At 72.9% G+C, this 20,926-nt stretch carries 18 protein-coding genes; 8 read left to right on the plus strand and 10 right to left on the minus strand.

Features of this window, described 5'->3' with window-relative positions; all coding sequences use genetic code 11:
* Nucleotides 1-155: 155 nt before the first annotated feature.
* From tal to F1D97_RS11895, 5 genes are read left to right on the plus strand one after another with little or no spacing between them, the layout of a single operon-like run.
* Nucleotides 156-1,286 carry a transaldolase gene (gene tal / locus F1D97_RS11875; protein ID WP_236120706.1) on the plus strand — a complete coding sequence of 377 codons (1,131 nt, stop codon included), beginning with the start codon at nt 156-158 and terminating at the stop codon, nt 1,284-1,286.
* Nucleotides 1,283-2,824 (plus strand): glucose-6-phosphate dehydrogenase, encoded by a 1,542-nt coding sequence (gene zwf, locus F1D97_RS11880; RefSeq protein ID WP_236120707.1) that lies wholly within the window; start codon nt 1,283-1,285, stop codon nt 2,822-2,824. The genes tal and zwf overlap by 4 nt, the downstream gene beginning before the upstream one ends.
* On the plus strand, nt 2,821-3,750 hold the full coding sequence (locus tag F1D97_RS11885; protein ID WP_236120708.1) for a glucose-6-phosphate dehydrogenase assembly protein OpcA: 930 nt from the start codon (nt 2,821-2,823) through the stop codon (nt 3,748-3,750). Before zwf ends, F1D97_RS11885 begins: the two co-directional genes overlap by 4 nt.
* Nucleotides 3,747-4,517: a 6-phosphogluconolactonase gene (gene pgl, locus F1D97_RS11890; protein WP_236120709.1), complete on the plus strand. Its 771-nt coding sequence runs from the start codon at nt 3,747-3,749 to the stop codon at nt 4,515-4,517. The genes F1D97_RS11885 and pgl overlap by 4 nt, the downstream gene beginning before the upstream one ends.
* Nucleotides 4,518-4,534: 17 nt before the next feature.
* A complete protein-coding gene (locus tag F1D97_RS11895; protein ID WP_236120710.1) occupies nt 4,535-5,233 on the plus strand; it encodes an O-methyltransferase in 699 nt (232 codons plus the stop codon).
* A gap of 142 nt (nt 5,234-5,375) precedes the next feature.
* On the opposite strand, the gene F1D97_RS11900 is transcribed toward F1D97_RS11895, so the two are convergent.
* The 9 genes from F1D97_RS11900 to uvrC form a co-directional block, all read right to left on the minus strand.
* Nucleotides 5,376-5,723, minus strand: coding sequence for an RNA polymerase-binding protein RbpA (locus F1D97_RS11900; RefSeq protein WP_094180060.1), 348 nt, complete (start codon nt 5,721-5,723; stop codon nt 5,376-5,378).
* An 11-nt stretch (nt 5,724-5,734) separates the two neighbouring features.
* The gene (gene secG, locus F1D97_RS11905; protein ID WP_236120711.1) at nt 5,735-5,980 is read right to left on the minus strand and encodes a preprotein translocase subunit SecG; all 246 of its coding nucleotides are present in this window, start codon (nt 5,978-5,980) and stop codon (nt 5,735-5,737) included.
* Nucleotides 5,981-6,131: 151 nt separating this feature from the next.
* Complete coding sequence (gene tpiA, locus F1D97_RS11910) at nt 6,132-6,923, minus strand: triose-phosphate isomerase (RefSeq protein ID WP_236120712.1); 792 nt, start codon at nt 6,921-6,923, stop codon at nt 6,132-6,134.
* Between the two features lie 3 nt (nt 6,924-6,926).
* The gene (locus F1D97_RS11915; protein WP_236120713.1) at nt 6,927-8,126 is read right to left on the minus strand and encodes a phosphoglycerate kinase; all 1,200 of its coding nucleotides are present in this window, start codon (nt 8,124-8,126) and stop codon (nt 6,927-6,929) included.
* A 132-nt stretch (nt 8,127-8,258) separates the two neighbouring features.
* The gene (gap, locus tag F1D97_RS11920) at nt 8,259-9,263 is read right to left on the minus strand and encodes a type I glyceraldehyde-3-phosphate dehydrogenase (RefSeq protein ID WP_236120714.1); all 1,005 of its coding nucleotides are present in this window, start codon (nt 9,261-9,263) and stop codon (nt 8,259-8,261) included.
* A 289-nt stretch (nt 9,264-9,552) separates the two neighbouring features.
* Nucleotides 9,553-10,533: a DNA-binding protein WhiA gene (whiA, locus tag F1D97_RS11925; RefSeq protein ID WP_236120715.1), complete on the minus strand. Its 981-nt coding sequence runs from the start codon at nt 10,531-10,533 to the stop codon at nt 9,553-9,555.
* 46 nt (nt 10,534-10,579) lie between these two features.
* Nucleotides 10,580-11,584 (minus strand): gluconeogenesis factor YvcK family protein, encoded by a 1,005-nt coding sequence (locus F1D97_RS11930; protein WP_236123592.1) that lies wholly within the window; start codon nt 11,582-11,584, stop codon nt 10,580-10,582.
* 106 nt (nt 11,585-11,690) lie between these two features.
* A complete protein-coding gene (gene rapZ, locus F1D97_RS11935; protein ID WP_236120716.1) occupies nt 11,691-12,635 on the minus strand; it encodes an RNase adapter RapZ in 945 nt (314 codons plus the stop codon).
* A complete protein-coding gene (uvrC, locus tag F1D97_RS11940) occupies nt 12,632-14,704 on the minus strand; it encodes an excinuclease ABC subunit UvrC (RefSeq protein WP_236120717.1) in 2,073 nt (690 codons plus the stop codon). Before uvrC ends, rapZ begins: the two co-directional genes overlap by 4 nt.
* A gap of 130 nt (nt 14,705-14,834) precedes the next feature.
* On the opposite strand from uvrC, the gene F1D97_RS11945 reads away from it, so the two are divergent.
* Nucleotides 14,835-15,338 (plus strand): OsmC family protein, encoded by a 504-nt coding sequence (locus F1D97_RS11945; RefSeq protein ID WP_236120718.1) that lies wholly within the window; start codon nt 14,835-14,837, stop codon nt 15,336-15,338.
* A 67-nt stretch (nt 15,339-15,405) separates the two neighbouring features.
* On the opposite strand, the gene uvrA is transcribed toward F1D97_RS11945, so the two are convergent.
* The gene (gene uvrA / locus F1D97_RS11950) at nt 15,406-18,267 is read right to left on the minus strand and encodes an excinuclease ABC subunit UvrA (protein ID WP_236120719.1); all 2,862 of its coding nucleotides are present in this window, start codon (nt 18,265-18,267) and stop codon (nt 15,406-15,408) included.
* 107 nt (nt 18,268-18,374) lie between these two features.
* On the opposite strand from uvrA, the gene F1D97_RS11955 reads away from it, so the two are divergent.
* Both F1D97_RS11955 and F1D97_RS11960 read left to right on the plus strand, forming a co-directional pair.
* A complete protein-coding gene (locus F1D97_RS11955) occupies nt 18,375-20,216 on the plus strand; it encodes a glycoside hydrolase family 15 protein (protein ID WP_236120720.1) in 1,842 nt (613 codons plus the stop codon).
* Nucleotides 20,213-20,926, plus strand: a complete 714-nt coding sequence (locus tag F1D97_RS11960; protein ID WP_236120721.1) for an MBL fold metallo-hydrolase — start codon at nt 20,213-20,215, stop codon at nt 20,924-20,926. The genes F1D97_RS11955 and F1D97_RS11960 overlap by 4 nt, the downstream gene beginning before the upstream one ends.

Here is a 20,926-nt window from a genome sequence, read left to right on the forward strand (position 1 = left end):
GCACGACCTGCCCAGCAGGACTGACGCAGGACTGATCCGGCGCGGTCGCGGGGTGCCCTCCAGCAGGCACTCCGCGACCGCCCGGACCAGGATGATCGAGAGGCCTCGCGGCTCGGCCGCGCGCAGCCGGCGGCTGCATGAGGGAAGGAACGACCATGGCACCGAGCGGACCCCTCGCACGGCTCACCGAGGCGGGAGTCGCCGTCTGGCTCGACGACCTGTCGCGCGAGCGCCTGCGCTCCGGCAACCTCGCCGCGCTCGTCGAGCGTGGCGTGGTGGGCGTGACGACGAACCCCACGATCTTCGCCGCGGCGATCAGCCAGGGCGACGCGTACGACGAGCAGCTGCGTGCTCTCGCGGCGCAGGGCGCGGACGTCGACCAGGCCGTCTTCGCGATCACCACCGACGACGTGCGGGCCGCGGCCGACGTGCTGCGCCCCGTCCACGACGCCACCCAGGGCCAGGACGGTCGCGTCTCGATCGAGGTCGACCCGCGGCTCGCGCACGACACGGACGCCACGGTCGAGTCCGCGAAGGCGCTGTGGGCGACGGTCGACCGGCCCAACGTGTTCATCAAGATCCCCGCGACGCTCGAGGGCCTGCCGGCGATCACCGCGGTGCTCGCCGAGGGCATCAGCGTCAACGTCACGCTGATCTTCTCGCTGCAGCGGTACGCCGCGGTGCTCGACGCCTTCCAGGAGGGCCTCGAGCAGGCGCGCGCGAACGGCCACGACCTCGCACCGATCGCCTCGGTCGCCTCGTTCTTCGTCTCGCGCGTGGACACGGCGATCGACCCGCGCCTCGACGCGCTCGGCACGCCCGAGGCCACCGAGCTGCGCGGCAAGGCGGCGATCGCGAACGCGCGGCTCGCCTACGGGATCTACGAGGAGGTCGTGGCGTCCGAGCGGTGGCAGGCCCTGGCCGCGGCCGGCGCGCGCCCGCAGCGCCCGCTGTGGGCGTCGACCGGCGTCAAGGACCCGGCCTACCCGGACACGCTGTACGTCGACGAGCTCGTCGTCGCGGGCGTCGTCAACACGATGCCCGAGAAGACGCTCGAGGCCGTGGCCGACCACGGCGGCGACGCGCACGACACGGTGACGGGCACGCAGGCCGACGCCGCACGCCTGCTCGACCGCCTCGTCGCGCTCGGCATCGACATCGACGACGTCGCGCACGAGCTCGAGGTCGAGGGCGTCGCCAAGTTCGAGGCGAGCTGGGAGCAGCTCCTCGCGAAGGTGTCCGAGGGCCTCGAGCAGGCCGCCGCGCGCGCGGCGGACGCCTCGTGAGCCTCGCGAAGGTCGCCCAGGGCGTCAACCCGCTGCGCGACCCGCGCGACCGCCGCCTGCCTCGCATCGCCGGCCCGTGCGGCCTGGTGATCTTCGGCGTGACGGGCGACCTGGCGCGCAAGAAGCTCATGCCCGCGGTGTACGACCTGACCAACCGCGGCCTGCTCCCCCCGGGCTTCGCGCTCACCGGGTTCGCCCGCCGCGACTGGGAGACGCAGGACTTCGCGCAGATCGTGCACGACTCCGTCAAGGAGCACGCCCGCACGCCGTTCCGCGAGTCGACGTGGCGGCAGCTGTCCGAGGGCATCCGTTTCGTGCAGGGCACCTTCGACGACCCGTCGGCGTTCGACCGTCTGCGCGAGACGGTCGAGGAGCTCGACGTGTCCCGCGGCACCGGCGGCAACCACGCGTTCTACCTGTCGGTGCCGCCGTCGTCGTTCCCGATCGTCTGCGAGCAGCTGTCCCGCTCGGGCCTGTCGCAGCCGCAGGACGGCCGCTGGCGCCGCGTGGTGATCGAGAAGCCGTTCGGCCACGACCTGGCGAGCGCGCGTGAGCTGCAGGACATCGTCTCGTCCGTGTTCCGGCCGGACGACATCTTCCGGATCGACCACTACCTGGGCAAGGAGACGGTCCAGAACCTGCTGGCGCTGCGCTTCGCGAACCAGCTGTTCGAGCCGATCTGGAACGCCAACTACGTCGACCACGTGCAGATCACGATGGCCGAGGACATCGGCATCGGTGGCCGCGCGGGGTACTACGACGGCATCGGCGCGGCGCGCGACGTCATCCAGAACCACCTGCTGCAGCTCCTCGCGCTGACCGCGATGGAGGAGCCGGTGTCGTTCGACGCCGCGGCGCTGCGGGCCGAGAAGGAGAAGGTGCTCTCGGCCGTGCGCGTGCCGCGCGACATCGCGCGCCACACCGCGCGCGGGCAGTACACCGCCGGCTGGCAGGGTGGCGAGCCGGTCGTCGGATTCCTCGAGGAGGAGGGCTTCAACCCGCACTCCACCACCGAGACGTATGCAGCCATCCGCGTGGACATCGACACACGCCGCTGGGCGGGCGTGCCGTTCTACCTCCGGACCGGCAAGCGGCTCGGCAAGCGCGTCACGGAGATCGCGGTCGTCTTCAAGAAGGCGCCGCACCTGCCGTTCGAGTCGACGGCCACCGAGGAGCTCGGGAAGAACGCGCTGGTCATCCGGGTGCAGCCCGACGAGGGCGTCACGCTGCGGTTCGGCGCGAAGGTGCCCGGCACGCAGATGGAGGTCCGCGACGTCACGATGGACTTCGGCTACGGGCACGCGTTCACCGAGGCGTCGCCCGAGGCGTACGAGCGCCTCATCCTCGACGTCCTCCTGGGCGACCCGCCGCTGTTCCCGCAGAACACCGAGGTCGAGCTGTCCTGGAAGATCCTGGACCCGATCATCGAGTACTGGTCGCGCCACGGGAAGCCGGACGGTTACCGCGCCGGCACGTGGGGACCGGCCTCGGCCGACGAGATGATGGCCCGCGACGGGCGCCAGTGGAGGCTGCCGTGATCATCGACATGCCGGGCACGACGACCCGCGCGGTCGCCAAGCGCCTGCTCACCGAGCGCGACGAGGGTGGCGCGGTCGCCCTCGGCCGCGTGCTGACGCTCGTCGTCGACACGGGCGACCACGACCCGGAGCACGCGATCGCCGCCGCGAACGACGCGAGCCGCGAGCACCCGTGCCGGGTCATCCTCATCACGTCGCAGCAGCCTGGCGGCGCGCCCGTCGACGTCGGCCTGGACGCCCAGATCCGCCTCGGCGGTGACGCGGGCGCGAGCGAGGTCATCATCCTGCGTCCGACGGGCGAGGTCGCCGAGCACCTCGACACGCTCGTCATGCCGCTGCTGCTGCCGGACGCGCCGATCGTCGCGTGGTGGCCGTACGAGCCCCCCGAGGTCCCCTCGGAGCACCCGCTCGGACGCATGGCGCAGCGCCGCATCACCGACTCGGTCCGCTCGTCGGACCCCGGCCGGTGGCTGCGGACGCTCGCGGGCTCGTACCAGGAGGGCGACACCGACCTCGCATGGACCCGGTCGACCCTGTGGCGCGGGCTCATCGCCGCGACGCTCGAGCAGCCGCCGTACGAGCCCGTGCGGCGCGCGGTGGTCTCCGGCCAGGGCACGCACACGTCGGTGGACATGGTCGCGGCCTGGCTCGCGCACGCGCTGCGGTGCCCGGTCGAGGTCGAGCGGATCGACGACGCCCCGGCGATCACGCAGGTGCGGCTCGAGCGCGCGTCCGGCGACATCGTGCTCGACAGGCCCGACGGCAAGACCGCCGCGCTGCGCCAGCCCGAGCAGCCCGAGCACCGCATCGCGCTGCCGATCCGGCACCTGCGCGAGTGCCTCGCGGAAGAGCTGCGGCGCCTCGACCCCGACGAGGTCTACGGTGACGTGCTCACCAAGGGCCTGACCAAGATCCCGGCCGCATGAGCGCGGCACGCGAGGTCGTCGTCCACCCCGACGCGGAGGTGCTCGCGCAGGCCACCGCGGCGCGGCTGCTCGTCGCGCTCGTCGACGCGCAGTCGCACCGCGCTCCCCTGCACGTCGTCCTGACCGGCGGGACCGTCGGCATCCGCACGCTCGCGGCCGTCGCGGCCTCCCCCGTGCGTGACGCCGTCGACTGGACGCAGGTGCACCTCTGGTGGGGCGACGAGCGGTTCCTGCCGGACGGCGACGCGGACCGCAACGAGACGCAGGCGCGGGACGCGCTCCTGACCGCCCTCGCGGACGCCCTGCCCGCTGAGAACATCCACGCCGTCCCCGCGCTCGACACGCTCGTGACGACACCGGAGGCGGCCGCTGAGGCGTACGCCGCCGAGCTCGCGAGGTTCGCGCCCGAGGGCTCGGACGTCCCCGCGTTCGACGTGCTGCTGCTCGGCATGGGGCCGGACGGGCACGTCGCGTCCCTGTTCCCGGAGCACCCGGCGCTCGCGGCGCAGGGCGCGACGACGGGGGTGCACGGCTCCCCCAAGCCGCCGCCGCTGCGCGTCTCCCTCACGTTCGACGCGATCCGGGCCGCGCGCCAGGTGTGGGTCGTGGCCGCGGGAGCCGAGAAGGCGCCCGCCGTCGCCTCCGCGCTCGCGTCGGACCCGGTCGAGACCACGCCCGCCGCCGGTGCGCTCGGTGCCGAGCGCACGCTGTGGCTCGTCGACGCGGCCGCCGCCGCCCAGCTACCTGCAGGCGGGCCCACCGCCTGAGACCGAAGGGAGCGCACGTGACCGACAGCCCGACGCAGGACCACCCCCCGGACGACAGCGGGCTGTGGGCCCGTGTGGACGACTACTTCGCGGTCCTGGCACCGGAGGACGACGCGCTCGTCGCGACCCGGCGGCGCGCCGACGAGGCGGGCCTGCCCGACATCGCGGTCGCACCCAACCAGGGCAAGCTGCTGCAGCTGCTCGCAACGCTCACGGGCGCGCGGCGGGTGCTCGAGATCGGCACGCTCGGCGGGTACAGCACGCTCTGGCTCACGCGGGCGCTGCCCGCGGACGGGCGGGTCGTCACGCTCGAGCTCGAGCAGCACCACGCGCAGGTCGCGCGGGAGTCGCTCGACGCCGCAGGCGTCGGGGAGCGGGTCGACGTGCTCGTCGGTCCCGCGGCCGACTCTCTCTCCGCCCTCGCCGAGCAGGACGTCGAGCCGTTCGACCTCGTGTTCGTGGACGCGGACAAGCAGCAGCTCGCGCTCTACCTCGAGCGCACGCTCCCCCTCGTCCGGCCCGGCGCGGTCGTCGTGGTGGACAACGTCGTGCGCCTGGGAGCGGTGGTCGAGCCAGACCACCCCGACGACCGCGTGCAGGGCGTGCGACGGATGGTCGACCTGCTGACGGACCACCCGCGCTTCGACGCGACCGTCGTCCAGACCGTCGGCGTCAAGGGCTACGACGGCTTCGCGCTGCTCCGCGTCCTGCCCTGAGCCCGTGGCTTGAGCCCGTGTCCTGAGCCCGCGTCCTGAGACCTGTCCTGACGGCACGGACGACGAAGGGGCCGCTGCAGTCCGTGCAGCGGCCCCTTCCGGGTCTCGGTGTGCGGTCGACGACCGCGGTGGGCGGCGGTGCTCAGCCGCCGCGGCGCGCCCGCAGGGCGGCCAGCGCCTCGTCCAGGATGGCCGCGCCGTCCTCGTCGGACCGGCGCTCCTTCACGTACGCGAGGTGCGTCTTGTACGGCTCGTTGCGGACCGGCGCCGGCGGGTTCTCCTGGTCCTGCCCCGCGGGGAACCCGCAGCGCGGGCAGTCCCACGTGACGGGGGCCTCCTCGGCCGCCTCCTCCGCGAAGCTCGGCCGCGTCTCGTGGCCGTTCGCGCACCAGTAGGAGATCCAGATGCGGGGAGCCGCGTCGCCGCGCTCCGCCTCGCCCATCGGGCCCGCGCCGACGCGGGAGCCCCGGATCGCGTTGCCGCTCGCCATGGTCGCCCGCCTCAGCCGTCGTAGCGCTCGATGAGGCCGAGCACGACGATGACCGCGGTCCACACGAGCGCGACACCCACCGTGATCCGGTTGAGGTTGCGCTCGGCGACTCCGGAGCTGCCGGCGCTGGACGTGATGCCGCCGCCGAACATGTCGGAGAGGCCACCGCCCTTGCCCTTGTGGAGGAGCACCAGCGGGACGAGGAGCAGGCTGGTCAGGACCAGCAGCGCCTGCATCGAGATCTTCAGGGCGGTCACGTCGGTGTCGTTCCTCACTAGCGATCCGGTCGCCCGCGCGAGGAGTGCGGGCCGGGGTACAGGGTAGGCGACGAGTCGCCCGGGAATCCACATCGACGCCCCGGTACGCCCGTCCGTGAGACGGGAGCACCGGGGCGCCGATCAGGTCAGGTCAGAGACCGACCGCGTGGGACTGGTAGCGCACGATCTTCGCGAACTCCTCGGGGTCGAGGCTCGCGCCGCCGACGAGCGCACCGTCGACGTCCGGCTTCGCCATGATCGACGCGACGTTCGACGACTTCACCGAGCCGCCGTACAGCACGCGCACGGCGTCCGCCGTCTCGGCGTCGTACAGCTCCGCGACGCGCGTGCGGATCGCCTCGGCGAGCTCCTGCGCGTCCTCGGGGGTCGCGGTCTCGCCCGTGCCGATGGCCCAGACGGGCTCGTACGCCACGACGACCTCGCGCACCTGCTCGGCCGTGAGGCCGTCGAGACCGCCGTCGAGCTGCGCGAGCGTCACCTGGACGTGCTCGCCCGCCTTGCGCGACTCGAGCTTCTCGCCCACGCACAGGATCGGCTTGAGGCCGGCAGCCAGCGCGTTCTTGACCTTCGCGTTGACGAGCGCGTCGTCCTCCGCGTGGTACTCACGACGCTCCGAGTGACCGACGAGCGCGTAGGTCACGCCGAGCTTGGTGAGGAACGCGGGCGCGATCTCACCCGTGTACGCGCCGGAGGTGTGCGCCGACACGTCCTGCGCGCCGTACACGATCTCGAGCTTGTCCGCGTCGACGAGCGTCTGCACGCTGCGCAGGTCGGTGAACGGCGGCACGACCGCGACCTCGACGGTCGAGTAGTCGTGCTTGCCGTCCTTGAGCGTCCACGCGAGCTTCTGGAGCGTGTGGACCGCCTCGTGGTGGTCCAGGTTCATCTTCCAGTTGCCCGCCATCAGGGGGGTGCGTGCCATGCGTCAGTCCTCCAGGACGGCGATGCCGGGGAGGGTCTTGCCCTCCAGGAACTCCAGGCTCGCGCCGCCACCGGTGGAGATGTGGCCGAACCCGGACTCGTCGAAGCCGAGCGTGCGCACGGCCGCGGCCGAGTCGCCGCCGCCGACGATGGTGAACGCGCCGGCCTTGCCCGCGTCGATCAGCGCCTGCGCGACGGCCTTGGTGCCGCCCGCGAACGCCTCGAACTCGAACACGCCCGCAGGGCCGTTCCAGACGACGGTCTTCGCGTCCACGATCTTCGACGCGAACAGCTTCTCCGACTCGGGGCCGATGTCGAGGCCCATCTTGCCGTCGGGGATCTGGTCGGCGGCCACGACCGCCACCGGGGTGTCCGCGGCGAACGAGTCGCCCACGCGGATGTCCACCGGCAGGACGATCTCGACGCCGTCCTTCTCGGCCTGCGCGAGGTAGCCCTTGACCGTCTCGATCTGGTCCTCCTCGAGCAGCGAGGAGCCCACGGAGTAGCCCTTGGCGGCGAGGAACGTGAACAGCATGCCGCCGCCGATCACGAGGCGGTTCGCCTTGCCCAGCAGGTTCGAGATGACGCCGAGCTTGTCCGAGACCTTCGAGCCGCCGAGGACGACGACGTAGGGGCGGGCCGGGTCGTCGGTCGCCTTGCGCAGCGACGAGACCTCGTTGAGGACGAGCTTGCCGACAGCGTGGGGCAGCTTGAGCGCGACGTCGTAGACCGAGGCCTGCTTGCGGTGCACGACGCCGAAGCCGTCGGACACGAACGCGTCCGCGAGGGCCGCGAGGTCGTCCGCGAGGGAGCCGCGCTCCGCCTCGTCCTTGCTGGTCTCGCGCGCGTCGAAGCGGATGTTCTCGAGCAGCGCGATGTCGCCGTCCTGCAGCGCGGCGACGGTCTCCTTGGCGGACTCGCCGACCGTGTCCTGCGCGAGCGCGACGGGCTTGCCGAGCAGCTCGCCCAGGCGCGCGGCGACCGGCGCGAGCGAGTACTTGGCCTCGGGCGCGCCCTTCGGGCGGCCGAGGTGCGCGGTCACCACGACGCGCGCGCCGGCGTCGAGCAGCGCGCTCAGCGTGGGCAGCGCGGCGCGGATGCGGCCGTCGTCGGTGATGGTCGTGCCGTCGAGCGGCACGTTGAAGTCGGAGCGGACGAGCACGCGCTTGCCGCGCAGGTCGCCGAGGTCCTCGATGGTCTTCATGGTCTCCTACCAGGGGTACCGGGTGGTCAGTGGCTCAGCCGGGCTCACAACGACAGCGTCCGCGTGCGCCGAGGCCGTGGCCGGGGCGCACGCGGACGCATGTGCTGTGGTGCTACGAGTGCCGCAGGGGCGTCAGAGACGCTCGCCCACGTACGACGTCAGCGCGACGAGCGAGTTGGAGTAGCCCCACTCGTTGTCGTACCAGGAGACGACCTTGACCAGGTCGCCCGACACCTTCGTGAGCTTCGAGTCGAAGATGCTCTGGTGCGGGTCGGTCACGATGTCGCTCGAGACGATCTCGTCCTCGACGTAGGACAGCACGCCCTTGAGCGGGCCCTCGGCGGCGGCCTTGACCGCGGCGTTGACCTCCTCGACCGTGACCTCGCGCGAGGCGGTGAAGGTCAGGTCGGTGGCCGAGCCGGTGATCGTCGGCACGCGCAGCGCGTAGCCGTCGAGCTTGCCCTTGAGCTCCGGGAGCACGAGCGCGACGGCCTTGGCCGCACCCGTCGAGGTCGGGACGATGTTCTGCGCGGCGGCGCGGGCGCGACGCAGGTCGCGGTGCGGGCCGTCCTGCAGGTTCTGGTCGCCCGTGTACGCGTGGATCGTGGTCATGAGGCCACGCTCGATGCCGATCGCGTCGTTGAGCGCCTTCGCCAGCGGGGCGAGGCAGTTCGTCGTGCAGGACGCGTTCGAGATGATGTGCTGCGTCGCCGGGTCGTACAGCTCGTGGTTCACGCCGACGACGAACGTGCCGTCCTCGTTCTTGGCGGGAGCCGAGATGATGACCTTCTTGGCGCCGGCGTCGATGTGCGCCTTGGCCTTGGTCGCGTCGGTGAAGAAGCCCGTCGACTCGATGACGATGTCCGCGCCCAGGTCGGCCCAGGGAAGGTCGGCCGGGTTGCGCTCCGCGAGCGCACGGATCTTCTTGCCGTCGACGATGATGTTCTCGTCGTCGAAGTCCACGCTCAGGGGGAAGCGACCGAGGACCGTGTCGTACTTCAGCAGGTGCGCGAGCGTCTTGTTGTCCGTGAGGTCGTTGACGCCCACGATCTCGATGTCCGCGCCCGACGCGATGATGGCCCGGTAGAAGTTCCGGCCGATGCGGCCGAAGCCGTTGATGCCGACCTTGATGGTCACGTGCCCTCCTCGGCAGCGCCGACGGGGTCGGCGCACAATGTGGTGGTGGGTTCCCGCACGCCGATGTGCGTGCCTCACGCCTTGGGCCGCCGCGGTTCCGGGCGGCGGTCTTGACCAGACCGGTTCGTGCCCAGAGCGTGACGACCGTGTGACGATCGGATGTCCCGAGCCTATACCCCCGGGCCGTAGGACCATGCAGCGAAGGTCCCAGACCGCCCCGCTGTCCACGTGCTGGGATGCGGCGCGACCTGCATCGACGGGTGTCGCCGACACCCCGCCGCGCCGGGCCTCAGAGGTCCAGCAGCTCCGGCGACAGACCCGCCTCGGTGTCGGGGATGCCGAGCTCCGCGGCCCGCTTGTCGGCGGTCGCGAGCAGGCGCCGGATGCGGCCGGCGACCGCGTCCTTGGTGAGCGGCGGGTCCGCGAGCTTGCCCAGCTCCTCGAGCGACGCGTCCTTGTGCGCGAGCCGCAGCTGACCGGCCTCGCGCAGGTGGTCGGGCAGGTCGTCGGCCAGGATCTCGAACGCGCGCTCCACGCGCGCGCCGGCCGCGACGGCCGCACGGGCCGAGCGGCGCAGGTTCGCGTCGTCGAAGTTCGCGAGCCGGTTCGCGGTCCCCCGCACCTCGCGGCGCACGCGACGCTCCTCCCACACGAGCATCGCCTCGTGCGCGCCGATCCGCGTGAGCATCGCGCCGATCGCATCGCCGTCGCGGATGACCACGCGGTCCACGCCGCGCACCTCGCGCGCCTTCGCGGGGATGTTCATGCGCCGTGCCGCACCGACGAGCGCGAGCGCCGCCTCCGGCCCCGGGCACGTGACCTCGAGCGACGACGAGCGCCCCGGCTCCGTCAGCGAGCCGTGCGCCAGGAAGGCTCCGCGCCACGCCGCCTCGGCCTCCGCGATGCCGCCCGCGACGACCTGCGGCGGCAACCCGCGCACGGGCCGGCCGCGGTTGTCGAGCAGACCGGTCTGCCGCGCGAGCGACTCACCGTCCTTCACGACCCGCACCACGTAGTGGCTGCCGCGGCGCAGACCGCCGCCGGACACGACGATGATCTCGCTCTCGTGCCCGTAGACCTCGGAGATCGCCTGGCGCAGGCGACGCGCGGCGATGGCGGTGTCGAGCTCGGCCTCGATGACGATGCGGCCGGAGATGATGTGCAGCCCGCCCGCGAACCTGAGGGTCGCGGCGACCTCGGCCTTGCGGCAGGAGGTCTTGTCCACCTGGAGTCGGGCGAGCTCGTCCTTCACCTGTGCCGTCAACGCCATGGGCGTCATCCTGCCATTCTCGCGAGGCCGTGGTGGACGGTTGTCCTCATCGCGGCCGCCGGCCCACCCCGTCCTGGACGTCGCCGAGCACTCCCTCGACGACGTCGCGCAGCGCGGCGGCCAGTCGCAACGGGTCGTGCCGCGGCGTCCCGTCCGACCGGCCGACCTGTCGCAGCAGGAGACGAGCGTCACGGGCCTCGCAGTGCGCCGACAGCCGGGACACGTCCTCCACCGCGCGTGGGTCGGCGACCACCGCGTGGACGGCGAGCTCGGGCGCGTGGTCGTGCAGCACCGACAGGTAGTCCTCCGCCCGCAGCCCCGCGGTCTCGCCGTGCTCCTCGGGCGAGAGGTTGAGCACGACGACGACGCGCGCTGCCGAGCGGTGCAGCGCCGCCCGCAGCTCGGGGACGAGCAAGTTGGGCAGCACGGACGTGAACCAGGAGCCCGGGCCGAGCACCACCCACTCCGCGCGCTCGACCGCCGCCACCGCGTGCCGGCACGCGGGCGGGTCGGACGGCACGAGCCGGACGTGCGTGATGGGGTCCGTGGTGCGCGCGACCGCGCTCTGCCCGCGCACGGTCTCGACGACGCCCGACGGACGGCGCACGTCGGCCTCGATGAGCAGCGGCACCTCCGTCATCGGCAGCACGCGCCCGCGCGCACCGAGCAGGCGGCCGACCCAGTCCAGGCCCGCGACAGGGTCGCCCAGCAGCTCCCACAGCGTCACGATCAGCAGGTTGCCCATCGCGTGCTCGTCCAGCGGCCCGTCGGTGTGGAACCGGTGCTGCAGCACGTCGCGCCACGTGCGGCCCCAGTCGGAGTCGTCACACAGCGCCGCCAGGGCCATCCGCAGGTCGCCCGGCGGCAGCACCGCGAGCTCGGCCCGCAGCCGACCCGAGGAGCCGCCGTCGTCGGCGACCGTCACCACGGCCGTGATCTGGTCGGTCATGAGCCGCAGCGCGGACAACGTCGCGGACACCCCGTGCCCGCCGCCGAACGCGACCACGGCCGGGCCGCGGTGCGTCGAGCGGACACCCGGGACCGGCCCCACGCCGCTCGCGGGCGTCGGTGCCCCGCGGACCTCGGCGCTCACCGGTCCGCCTCGCGGCCTCGTCGTCCTCCCGTGGTCGGGCTCCCGGCCCGGGTTACCTGCCCGTTCACTCTTTGCCCAGGTCACGCGCCGCGACCGTGACCCGGTGCCCCGCGTCGCGCAGGCGCGCCGCGATCGCCTCGCTGATCGCGACCGACCGGTGCTTGCCCCCCGTGCAGCCGACCGCGATGGTCACGTAGCGCTTCTCCTCGTTGAGGTACCCCGACAGCACCGGCTCGAGCGCCTCGACGTACCGGTCCACGAACTGCGTCGCGCCCGGCAGCCCCAGCACGTAGTCCCGCACCGGCGCGTCGCGCCCCGTGAGGTGGCGCAGCTCGCTCACCCAGTACGGGTTGGCCAGGAATCGCACGTCGACCACGTGGTCGGCGTCGAGCGGGATGCCGTACTTGAACCCGAACGACGTGATCGTGACCCGCAGGTGGTCGTCGGCGTCGCCCGCGACGAGCGAGCGGACCTGCCGCGCGAGGTCGTGCACGTTGAGCTCGGACGTGTCGATGACGTTGTCGGCGCGCTCCCGGATGTCGGAGAGCACCGAGCGCTCCTCGCGGATGCCGTCGAGCAGCGTGCCGGTCCCCTGCAGCGGGTGCGGCCGACGCACCTGCTCGTAGCGGCGCACGAGCACCTCGTCGGACGCGTCGAGGAACAGGATCCGGTACTCGACGCCCGCCGCCCGCAGCCCGCCGAGCACCTCCGCCAGGTCGTCGAAGAACCCGCGACCACGCACGTCGATCACCGCGGCGACGCGGTGCGCACGGGTCTCGGGCGGGCCGCTCGTGAGCATCCCGACGAGGTGCGTGAGCATCTGCGCGGGGAGGTTGTCCACGACGTACCAGTCGAGGTCCTCGAGGACGGCCGCCGCGCGCGTGCGACCCGCGCCCGACATGCCCGTGATGATGAGCACCTGCGGCTGGTGGAGCCGGGGGTGCTCGGTCGCGGCGTCGATCGCCGGGATCCCGGCCGGGACCGTGATGGGCGAGGGCTCGTCGGTCATGTCCCCAGCATGCCAGCGGACCCGGCGAGAGCCTCGGTGAAGGGCCCGGTGGGCGGGTCGTCGGGCAGGTCGGTGGGCGGGTCGGTGGGCGGGTCGGTGGAAGGGCCACCGTCGTCGGATGCCGGCGCGAGCGCCGCCACCACCGCGGCCGCCGTCCGCTCCCCCATGCCCGGGACCGACGCGATCTCCTCGACGCTCGCCGCACGCAGCCGCTTCACCGAGCCGAAGTGCCGCAGCAGCGCCTTCTGGCGTGCCGGACCGAGGCCGGGCACGTCGTCGAGCACCGAGGTCGTCATCCCCTTGCTGCGGCGCTTGCGGTGCGCGTTGATCGCGAACCGGTGCGCCTCGTCGCGCACGCGCTGCAGCAGGTACAGGCCCTCGGAGCTGCGCTGCAGGATCACCGGGTAGTCGTCACCCGGAACCCACACCTCCTCGAGCCGCTTCGCGAGCCCGCACAGGGCCACGTCGTCGATCCCGAGCTCCTCGAGCGCGCGCGCGGCCGCGGCGACCTGCGGCGGGCCGCCGTCCACGACGACGAGGTTGGGCGGGTACGCGAACCGCCGCGGCCGGCCCGTCGTCTCGTCGATCGGCCCCGAGGCCAGCCGCTCCCCGTCCTCGGCGTCCGCGTCCCCGAGCTCGACGTCCCCGGACTCGGAGCGCTCGGCCAGGTAGCGGCGGAACCGGCGCGTGATGACCTCGTGCATCGCCTCGGTGTCGTCCGCCGCGCCCTCGCCGTGCCGCCCGCGCACCGAGAACAGGCGGTACTCGCTCTTGCGCGCGAGCCCGTCCTCGAACACCACCATCGACGCCGACTGGTACGTGCCCTGGTTGTGCGACACGTCGTAGCACTCGATGCGCAGCGGGGCGGTGGCCAGCCCCAGCGCCTCCTGGATCTCGCGCAGCGCCTGGCTGCGTGAGGTCAGGTCCCCCGCACGCCGCGTGCGGTGCAGGTTCAGCGCGTGCTCGGCGTTGCGGTGCACGGTCTGCGCGAGCTCGCGCTTGTCCCCGCGCTGCGGCACGCGGACCCGCACCCGCGAGCCGCGCAGCCCCGTGAGCCACGACTCGACCTGCTCGACGTCGGTCGGCAGCACCGGGACCAGCACCTCACGCGGGACCGCGCCGCCGTCCGCCTCGTCGGTGCCGTACACCTGCTGCAGCAGGTGCTCCACCAGGCCCGCGTCGTCGACGTCCTCGACCTTCTCGACGACCCAGCCACGCTGGCCGCGGATGCGCCCGTCGCGCACGTGGAACACCTGCACGGCCGCCTCGAGGTCGTCTCCCGCGAGGCCGAACACGTCCGCCTCCGTGCCGTCGGGGAGCACGACCGCGTTGCGCTCGGTCGCGCGCCGCAGCGTCTGGATGTCGTCGCGCAGCCGTGCGGCGCGCTCGTAGTCGAGCTCGGCGGCCGCCTCCTGCATGCGACGCGTCAGCCGCTTCTCGAACTTCGTCGTGTCGCCCGCCATGAAGTCGCAGAAGTCCTGCGCGAGCTTGTGGTGGTCGTCGGGCGAGATGCGCCCCACGCAGGGCGCCGAGCACTTGTCGATGTAGCCGAGCAGGCACGGGCGGCCCTGCTGGTGCGCGCGCTTGAACACGCCCGCGGAACACGTGCGCACCGGGAACACCCGCAGCAGCAGGTCGACCGTCTCGCGGATCGCCCACGCGTGCGCGTACGGGCCGAAGTACCGCGTGCCCTTGCGCTTGGCACCGCGCATGACCTGCACGCGCGGGAACTCGTCCGCGAGCGTCACCGCGAGGTACGGGTACGACTTGTCGTCCCGGTACTTCACGTTGAAGCGGGGGTCGAACTCCTTGATCCACGAGTACTCGAGCGCGAGCGCCTCGACCTCCGTGCCGACCACGGTCCACTGGACGGACGCCGCGGTGGTCACCATCGTCTGGGTGCGCGGGTGCAGCCCCGCGACGTCCTGGAAGTAGCTGTTCAGGCGCTGCCGCAGGCTCTTGGCCTTGCCGACGTAGATGACGCGGCCGTTGCCGTCGCGGAACCGGTACACGCCCGGCGAGTCGGGGATCTCCCCCGGCGCGGGTCGGTACGTCGCGGGATCAGCCATGGTCCGAGCCTAGTTCGCACCGGTGACACACCCTGCGCCCGGACCGTCGCCCCGGGACGCGGTGGACCGGCCTGCACGCCGCGCGCCCGGACGACCCGCGCGCGGGCCCGGGGACGGCTAGCGTGTCGGCATGGCGCAGCTGCTGCACTCCTACTCGGTGGACGTGACCTGGACCGGAGCGGGCGAGGCGGGGACGTCGACGTACACGTCGTACGGCCGCGACCACGAGCTCACGTCGGGCGACAAGCTGCCCCTGCCGGGCACGTCGGACCCCGGCTTCCGGGGTGACCCCTCGCGGTGGTCCCCCGAGGACCTCGTCGTCGGCGCGCTGGCGCAGTGCCACATGCTGTGGTTCCTGCACCTCGCCGCCGCGGCGGGCGTGGTGGTCGTCGGTTACGCCGACGCCGCGTCCGGGACCATGCGGATCGAGTCCGCCGGGCACGGGCAGTTCACCGAGGTCGTCCTGCGTCCCCGCGTCGTGGTGCGCAACCGCGTGCTCGCCGACGGCACGCCGGTGACCGACGGGCTGCTGGGGGATCTGCACCACCGTGCGCACGAGCACTGCTTCGTCGCGCGGTCGGTCAACTTCACCGTGCGTCACGAGCCCGTTCCGGTCGCGTTCGAGCGCTCCTGACCCCCGGCACGACGAACGTCCCGGCCGGCGCCGCGCCGCAGCGGGCACCCCCGGCATGTGACGTCGCTCAGGCCGAGACCGCCGCGGGCTCGAGCTCGAGCACCTCCGCGAGGAAGCGCCCGGTGTGGCTCGCCGGCACTCCCGCGACGTGCTCGGGCGTCCCCTCGGCGACGACCATGCCGCCGCCCGAGCCGCCCTCGGGACCCATGTCGATGACCCAGTCCGCGTTCTTGATGACATCGAGGTTGTGCTCGATGACGATGACCGTGTTGCCCTTGTCGACGAGTGACTGGAGCACGCCGAGCAGCTTGCGGATGTCCTCGAAGTGCAGGCCGGTCGTCGGCTCGTCGAGCACGTACGCGGTGCGGCCCGTGGAGCGGCGCTGGAGCTCGGAGGCGAGCTTGACGCGCTGCGCCTCGCCGCCGGACAGCGTCGGCGCGGGCTGACCGAGCCGGACGTACCCGAGGCCGACGTCGACGAGCGTCTTGAGGTGCCGGCTGATCGCGGGCACCGCACCGAAGAACTCGGCCGCCTCCTCGATCGGCATGTCGAGCACGTCGGCGACCGTCTTGCCCTTGAAGTGCACCTCGAGCGTCTCGCGGTTGTACCGCGCGCCGTGGCACACCTCGCACGGGACGTACACGTCCGGGAGGAAGTTCATCTCGATCTTCAGCGTGCCGTCGCCCGAGCACGCCTCGCAGCGCCCTCCCTTGACGTTGAACGAGAACCGGCCGGGCGTGTAGCCGCGGACCTTCGCCTCGGTGGTCTCCGCGAACAGCTTGCGGATGTTGTCCCACACGCCGGTGTACGTGGCCGGGTTCGAGCGCGGGGTGCGGCCGATCGGACCCTGGTCGACGTGCACGACCTTGTCGAGCTGGTCCAGCCCGGTGACGCGCTTGTGGCGCCCGGCCACCTGGCGTGCGCCGTTGAGCTCGTTCGCCATGACCGTGTAGAGGATCGAGTTCACGAGCGTCGACTTGCCCGACCCCGACACACCGGTGACGGCCGTCAGCACGCCGAGCGGGAACGAGACGTCGATACCGCGCAGGTTGTGCTCGCGCGCGCCCTGGACCGTGACCACCCGCGTGCGGTCGACGGGGCGCCGCTCGGCGGGCATCGGGATCTGCCGACGTCCCGACAGGTACGCGCCCGTCACGGACTCGCCCGCCGCGAGCAGGCCCGCGAGGTCGCCGGAGTGCACGACGCGACCGCCGTGCTCGCCCGCGCCCGGACCGATGTCGACGATCCAGTCGGCCATCCGGATGGTGTCCTCGTCGTGCTCGACGACGATGAGCGTGTTGCCCAGGTCCCGCAGGCGCGTGAGCGTGTCGATCAGACGGCGGTTGTCGCGCTGGTGCAGGCCGATGGACGGCTCGTCGAGCACGTAGAGGACGCCCACCAGGCCCGAGCCGATCTGGGTCGCGAGCCGGATGCGCTGCGCCTCGCCGCCGGACAGCGTCCCGGCCGGACGCATGAGCGACAGGTAGTCGAGGCCCACGTCGAGAAGGAACCCGAGGCGTGCCTGGATCTCCTTGAGCACCTGCGCGGCGATCTGCCGCTCGCGCTCGCCCAGCTCGAGCGCGTCGAGGAAGTCGCGCGCCTCGCGGATCGGCAGCTCGCAGACCTCGGCGATCGACCGACCACCGACGCGCACCGCGAGCACCTCGGGCTTGAGCCGCTGGCCCTGGCACGTGGGGCACGGGACCTCGCGCATGAAGCCTTCGTACTTGTCCTTGCTCCACTCCGACTCGGTCTCGGCGTGCCGGCGCTCGAGGAACGTGATGACGCCCTCGAACCCGGTCGAGTACTGCCGCTCACGGCCCCACCGGTTGCGGTAGCGCACGTGCACCTTGTGGTTGCGTCCGTGCAGGATCGCGTCCCGCGCGCGCTGCGGCAGCGCGCGCCAGGGCGCGTCCATCGAGAAGCCCATCTCCTCGGCGAGCGCCGAGAGCACGCGCTCGAAGTACTCCGAGGACGTCTGCGCCCACGGGACCACCGCGCCCTGCGCGAGGGAGAGCTCCTCGTCGGGCACGACGAGCTCGGGGTCGACCTCCAGACGCGAGCCGATGCCGGTGCACTCGGGGCACGCGCCGTACGGGGCGTTGAACGAGAACGTGCGCGGCTCGACCTCCTCGAGCGTGAGGACGTGGTCGTTCGGGCACGCGCGCTGCTCGGAGAAGCGGCGCTCCTTGTCCGGGTCGTCGGCGTCCCGGTCGACGAGGTCCACGACGAGCAGGCCGCCGGACAGCCCGAGCGCGGTCTCGACCGAGTCGGTGAGCCGGCGCTGGACGCCCTCGCGCGCGACCAGGCGGTCCACGACGACCTCGATGTCGTGCTTGAGCTTCTTCTCGAGCGTCGGGGGTGACGTGAGCTGCACGACCTCGCCGTCGACCCGGGCACGCGAGAAGCCCTTGGCCTGGAGCTCGGCGAACAGGTCGACGTACTCGCCCTTGCGGCCGCGCACCACGGGTGCGAGCACCTGGTAGCGCGTGCCCTCGGGCAACTCGAGGAGGCGGTCGACGATCTGCTGCGGCGTCTGCGCGGTCACGCGCTCGCCGCACACCGGGCAGTACTGGGTCCCGGCACGCGCGTACAGCAGGCGCAGGTAGTCGTAGACCTCGGTGATCGTCCCGACCGTCGAGCGCGGGTTCCGGTTGGTCGACTTCTGGTCGATCGACACCGCGGGCGACAGGCCCTCGATGAAGTCCACGTCGGGCTTGTCCATCTGGCCGAGGAACTGGCGCGCGTACGCGGACAGCGACTCGACGTACCGCCGCTGCCCCTCGGCGAAGATCGTGTCGAAGGCCAGCGACGACTTCCCCGACCCGGACAGGCCGGTGAAGACGATCATCTTGTCCCGGGGAAGGTCCAGGTCGACGTTGCGGAGGTTGTGCTCGCGGGCGCCCTGCACCACCAGACGGTCATTCACGGCGTGCAGTCTACGTTCCACCACCGACATTCGCACACCCGTTCGACGGGTGTGACGCCCGCCTCGTCGTGCCGAGCGCGCCCGACCATCGCATGCTGGGACGCACCATGACGCCGGATCCCCAGACCACTTCCCCGACGACCGACCCCGAGCCGCTCCCCGTCCCTGTCGCCGAGTACGCGGTCGTCGGCGACGGGCGCACGACCGCGCTCGTCTCCCGGCGCGGGTCGATCGACTGGCTCTGCCTCCCGCACGTCGACTCGGCGGCCTGCTTCGCGCGCCTGCTCGGCACCGAGGACAACGGGCGCTGGCTCCTGACCGTGCCCGACGCCCACACCGTCACGCGCCGCTACCTGGACGACTCGTTCGTCCTCGAGACCACGTACCGCTCCCCCACCGGGACGGCCGTCGTCACCGACTCGATGCCGATCTCCGACGGCCGCGCGGACGTCGTGCGGCACGTGCGGTGCACGCGGGGCACGGTACGGCTCGAGCACGAGTGGGTCGTGCGGTTCGGGTACGGGGCGATCGAGCCGTGGGTCACGCGCACCGGCGGGCCCGAGCAGGTGATCCGCGCGGTGGCAGGACCGGACGCGCTCGTCCTGCGCGGCACCCGCCTGCCCCGCGCGCACGACCACCGCCACCGCGACGAGTTCGAGCTGCGGGAGGGCGCGGAGGTCGAGCTCGAGCTCACCTGGACACCGTCCTGGGAGCCCCTGCCGCCCGCGCTCCCCGCCGCGGCGCGCGTCGACACGACGCGCGTCGCCTGGGGCCTGTGGGCGCGCGGCGCGCGGTACGCCGGACCGCACCGCGAGGCCGTCGTCCGTTCCCTGCTCGTCCTGCGGCTCCTCACCGACTTCGAGACCGGCGGCATTGCCGCGGCGGCGACGACGAGCCTGCCGGAGGACTTCGGCGGCGCCCGCAACTGGGACTACCGCTACTGCTGGCTCCGGGACGCGGCGATGACGCTCGCGGCGCTGCTCGAGCAGGGCTTCCGCGACGAGGCGACGCAGTGGCGCGACTGGCTGCTGCGCGCCGTGGCCGGCGACCCCGCCGACCTGCAGATCATGTACCGCCTCGACGGCGGCCGGGACCTGCCCGAGCGCGAGGTCGCGCACCTGCCGGGCTACGCCGGCTCCCGGCCGGTCCGTCTCGGCAACGCGGCCGTCGGCCAGGTGCAGAACGACGTGCTGGGCGAGGTGATGTGCGCGCTGCACGACGCACGGCGCGCCGGCATCCCGGAGTCGAGCGACTCGTGGTCGCTGCAGCGTCACCTCGTCGAGGAGCTGCTCGCCCACTGGCGCGAGCCCGACCGCGGGATCTGGGAGGTGCGCGGCGACCCGCAGCACTTCGTGCACTCGAAGGTCATGGCGTGGGCCGCGGTCGACCGGGCCGTCCGTGCGGTCGAGGAGCACGGCCTCGACGGGCCGGTCGAGCGCTGGCGCGCGGCGCGCGAGGAGATCCGCGCCGACGTGCTGACACGCGGCTGGGACGCGGCGCGCGGGACGTTCGTGCAGTCCTACGGTGCGACGCACACCGACGCGTCGCTCCTGCAGCTCGTGCAGGTCGGCTTCCTGCCGCCGGACGACCCCCGTGTGCGCGGCACGGTCGCCGCCGTGCGCGCCGAGCTCGAGGTCGCGCCCGGCCTGCTGCGCCGGTACCGCACCGACCGCACGGACGACGGCGTGCCCGGCGACGAGCACGCGTTCCTCGCCTGCTCGGCATGGCTCGCGGACGCGCTCGCGCGCGGCGGGCAGGTCCGCGACGCGTGCGACATCCTGGACACGCTCGTCGGGGTCACGAACGACGTCGGCCTCCTCGCCGAGCAGTACGACCCCGTGGGCCGGCGCATGGCGGGCAACGTCCCCCAGGCGCTGTCGCACCTCGCCCTCGTCCGCGCGGCGCACGCCGTCGCGCTCGCCACCGGCACCTCAGGAGGACCCGCATGACCCACGAGCCCTGGACGGGCGACGTGACGCCCGGCGGCCCGACAGCGCTGCGGGTCCTCGACGAGGTCGAGATCCGCAAGGTGTCCGTCGGCCCCATGGACAACGACGCGTACCTGGTCACCTGCCGCCGCGAGGGCGCGCAGCTGCTGGTCGACGCCGCGGCGGACCCCGACCGGCTGCTCGCCCTCGTGCGCGAGGGCAACCCCGGCGCCCGGCTCGACGTGGTCGTCACGACGCACCGGCACCGCGACCACGTCGGTGCGCTCGCGTCCGTCGTGGCGGTGACGGGCGCGCAGACCGCGGCGGGCGCCGACGACGCCGACGCGATCACCGAGACGACGGACGTGCCGATCGGGCGACGCCTGCACGACGGTGACCTGGTGGTCGTCGGGCACGCGACGCTCGAGGTCGTCGCGCTGCGCGGGCACACGCCCGGCTCGGTCGCGCTCGCGTACCGCGAGCCCGAGCACGCGCGGGCACCCGGTGCGGTGCCCGGGCGGGTGCACCTGTTCACGGGCGACTCGCTGTTCCCCGGTGGCGTCGGGCGCACCTCGGGCCCGCAGGACTTCACGTCGCTGCTCGACGACGTCGTGGCGCGGGTGTTCGACCGGTTCGACGACGAGACGTGGGTCTACCCCGGCCACGGGCGCGACACCACGCTCGGCGCGGAGCGTCCGCACCTCGACGAGTGGCGCGCTCGGGGCTGGTGA

The organism is Cellulomonas palmilytica, from assembly GCF_021590045.1.
Lineage (GTDB): Bacteria > Actinomycetota > Actinomycetes > Actinomycetales > Cellulomonadaceae > Cellulomonas > Cellulomonas palmilytica.

What these genes read in the sequence shown, in the direction of transcription:
- rapZ (WP_236120716.1), bottom strand. Translation starts at nt 12,635, where the DNA reads ATGACCGACGAGCCCTCGCCCATCACGGTCCCGGCCGGGATCCCGGCG.
- F1D97_RS11955 (WP_236120720.1), top strand. Translation starts at nt 18,375, where the DNA reads ATGACGCCGGATCCCCAGACCACTTCCCCGACGACCGACCCCGAGCCG.
- pgl (WP_236120709.1), top strand. Translation starts at nt 3,747, where the DNA reads ATGAGCGCGGCACGCGAGGTCGTCGTCCACCCCGACGCGGAGGTGCTC.
- uvrC (WP_236120717.1), bottom strand. Translation starts at nt 14,704, where the DNA reads ATGGCTGATCCCGCGACGTACCGACCCGCGCCGGGGGAGATCCCCGAC.
- F1D97_RS11960 (WP_236120721.1), top strand. Translation starts at nt 20,213, where the DNA reads ATGACCCACGAGCCCTGGACGGGCGACGTGACGCCCGGCGGCCCGACA.
- F1D97_RS11900 (WP_094180060.1), bottom strand. Translation starts at nt 5,723, where the DNA reads ATGGCGAGCGGCAACGCGATCCGGGGCTCCCGCGTCGGCGCGGGCCCG.
- tal (WP_236120706.1), top strand. Translation starts at nt 156, where the DNA reads ATGGCACCGAGCGGACCCCTCGCACGGCTCACCGAGGCGGGAGTCGCC.
- F1D97_RS11915 (WP_236120713.1), bottom strand. Translation starts at nt 8,126, where the DNA reads ATGAAGACCATCGAGGACCTCGGCGACCTGCGCGGCAAGCGCGTGCTC.
- tpiA (WP_236120712.1), bottom strand. Translation starts at nt 6,923, where the DNA reads ATGGCACGCACCCCCCTGATGGCGGGCAACTGGAAGATGAACCTGGAC.
- whiA (WP_236120715.1), bottom strand. Translation starts at nt 10,533, where the DNA reads ATGGCGTTGACGGCACAGGTGAAGGACGAGCTCGCCCGACTCCAGGTG.
- F1D97_RS11945 (WP_236120718.1), top strand. Translation starts at nt 14,835, where the DNA reads ATGGCGCAGCTGCTGCACTCCTACTCGGTGGACGTGACCTGGACCGGA.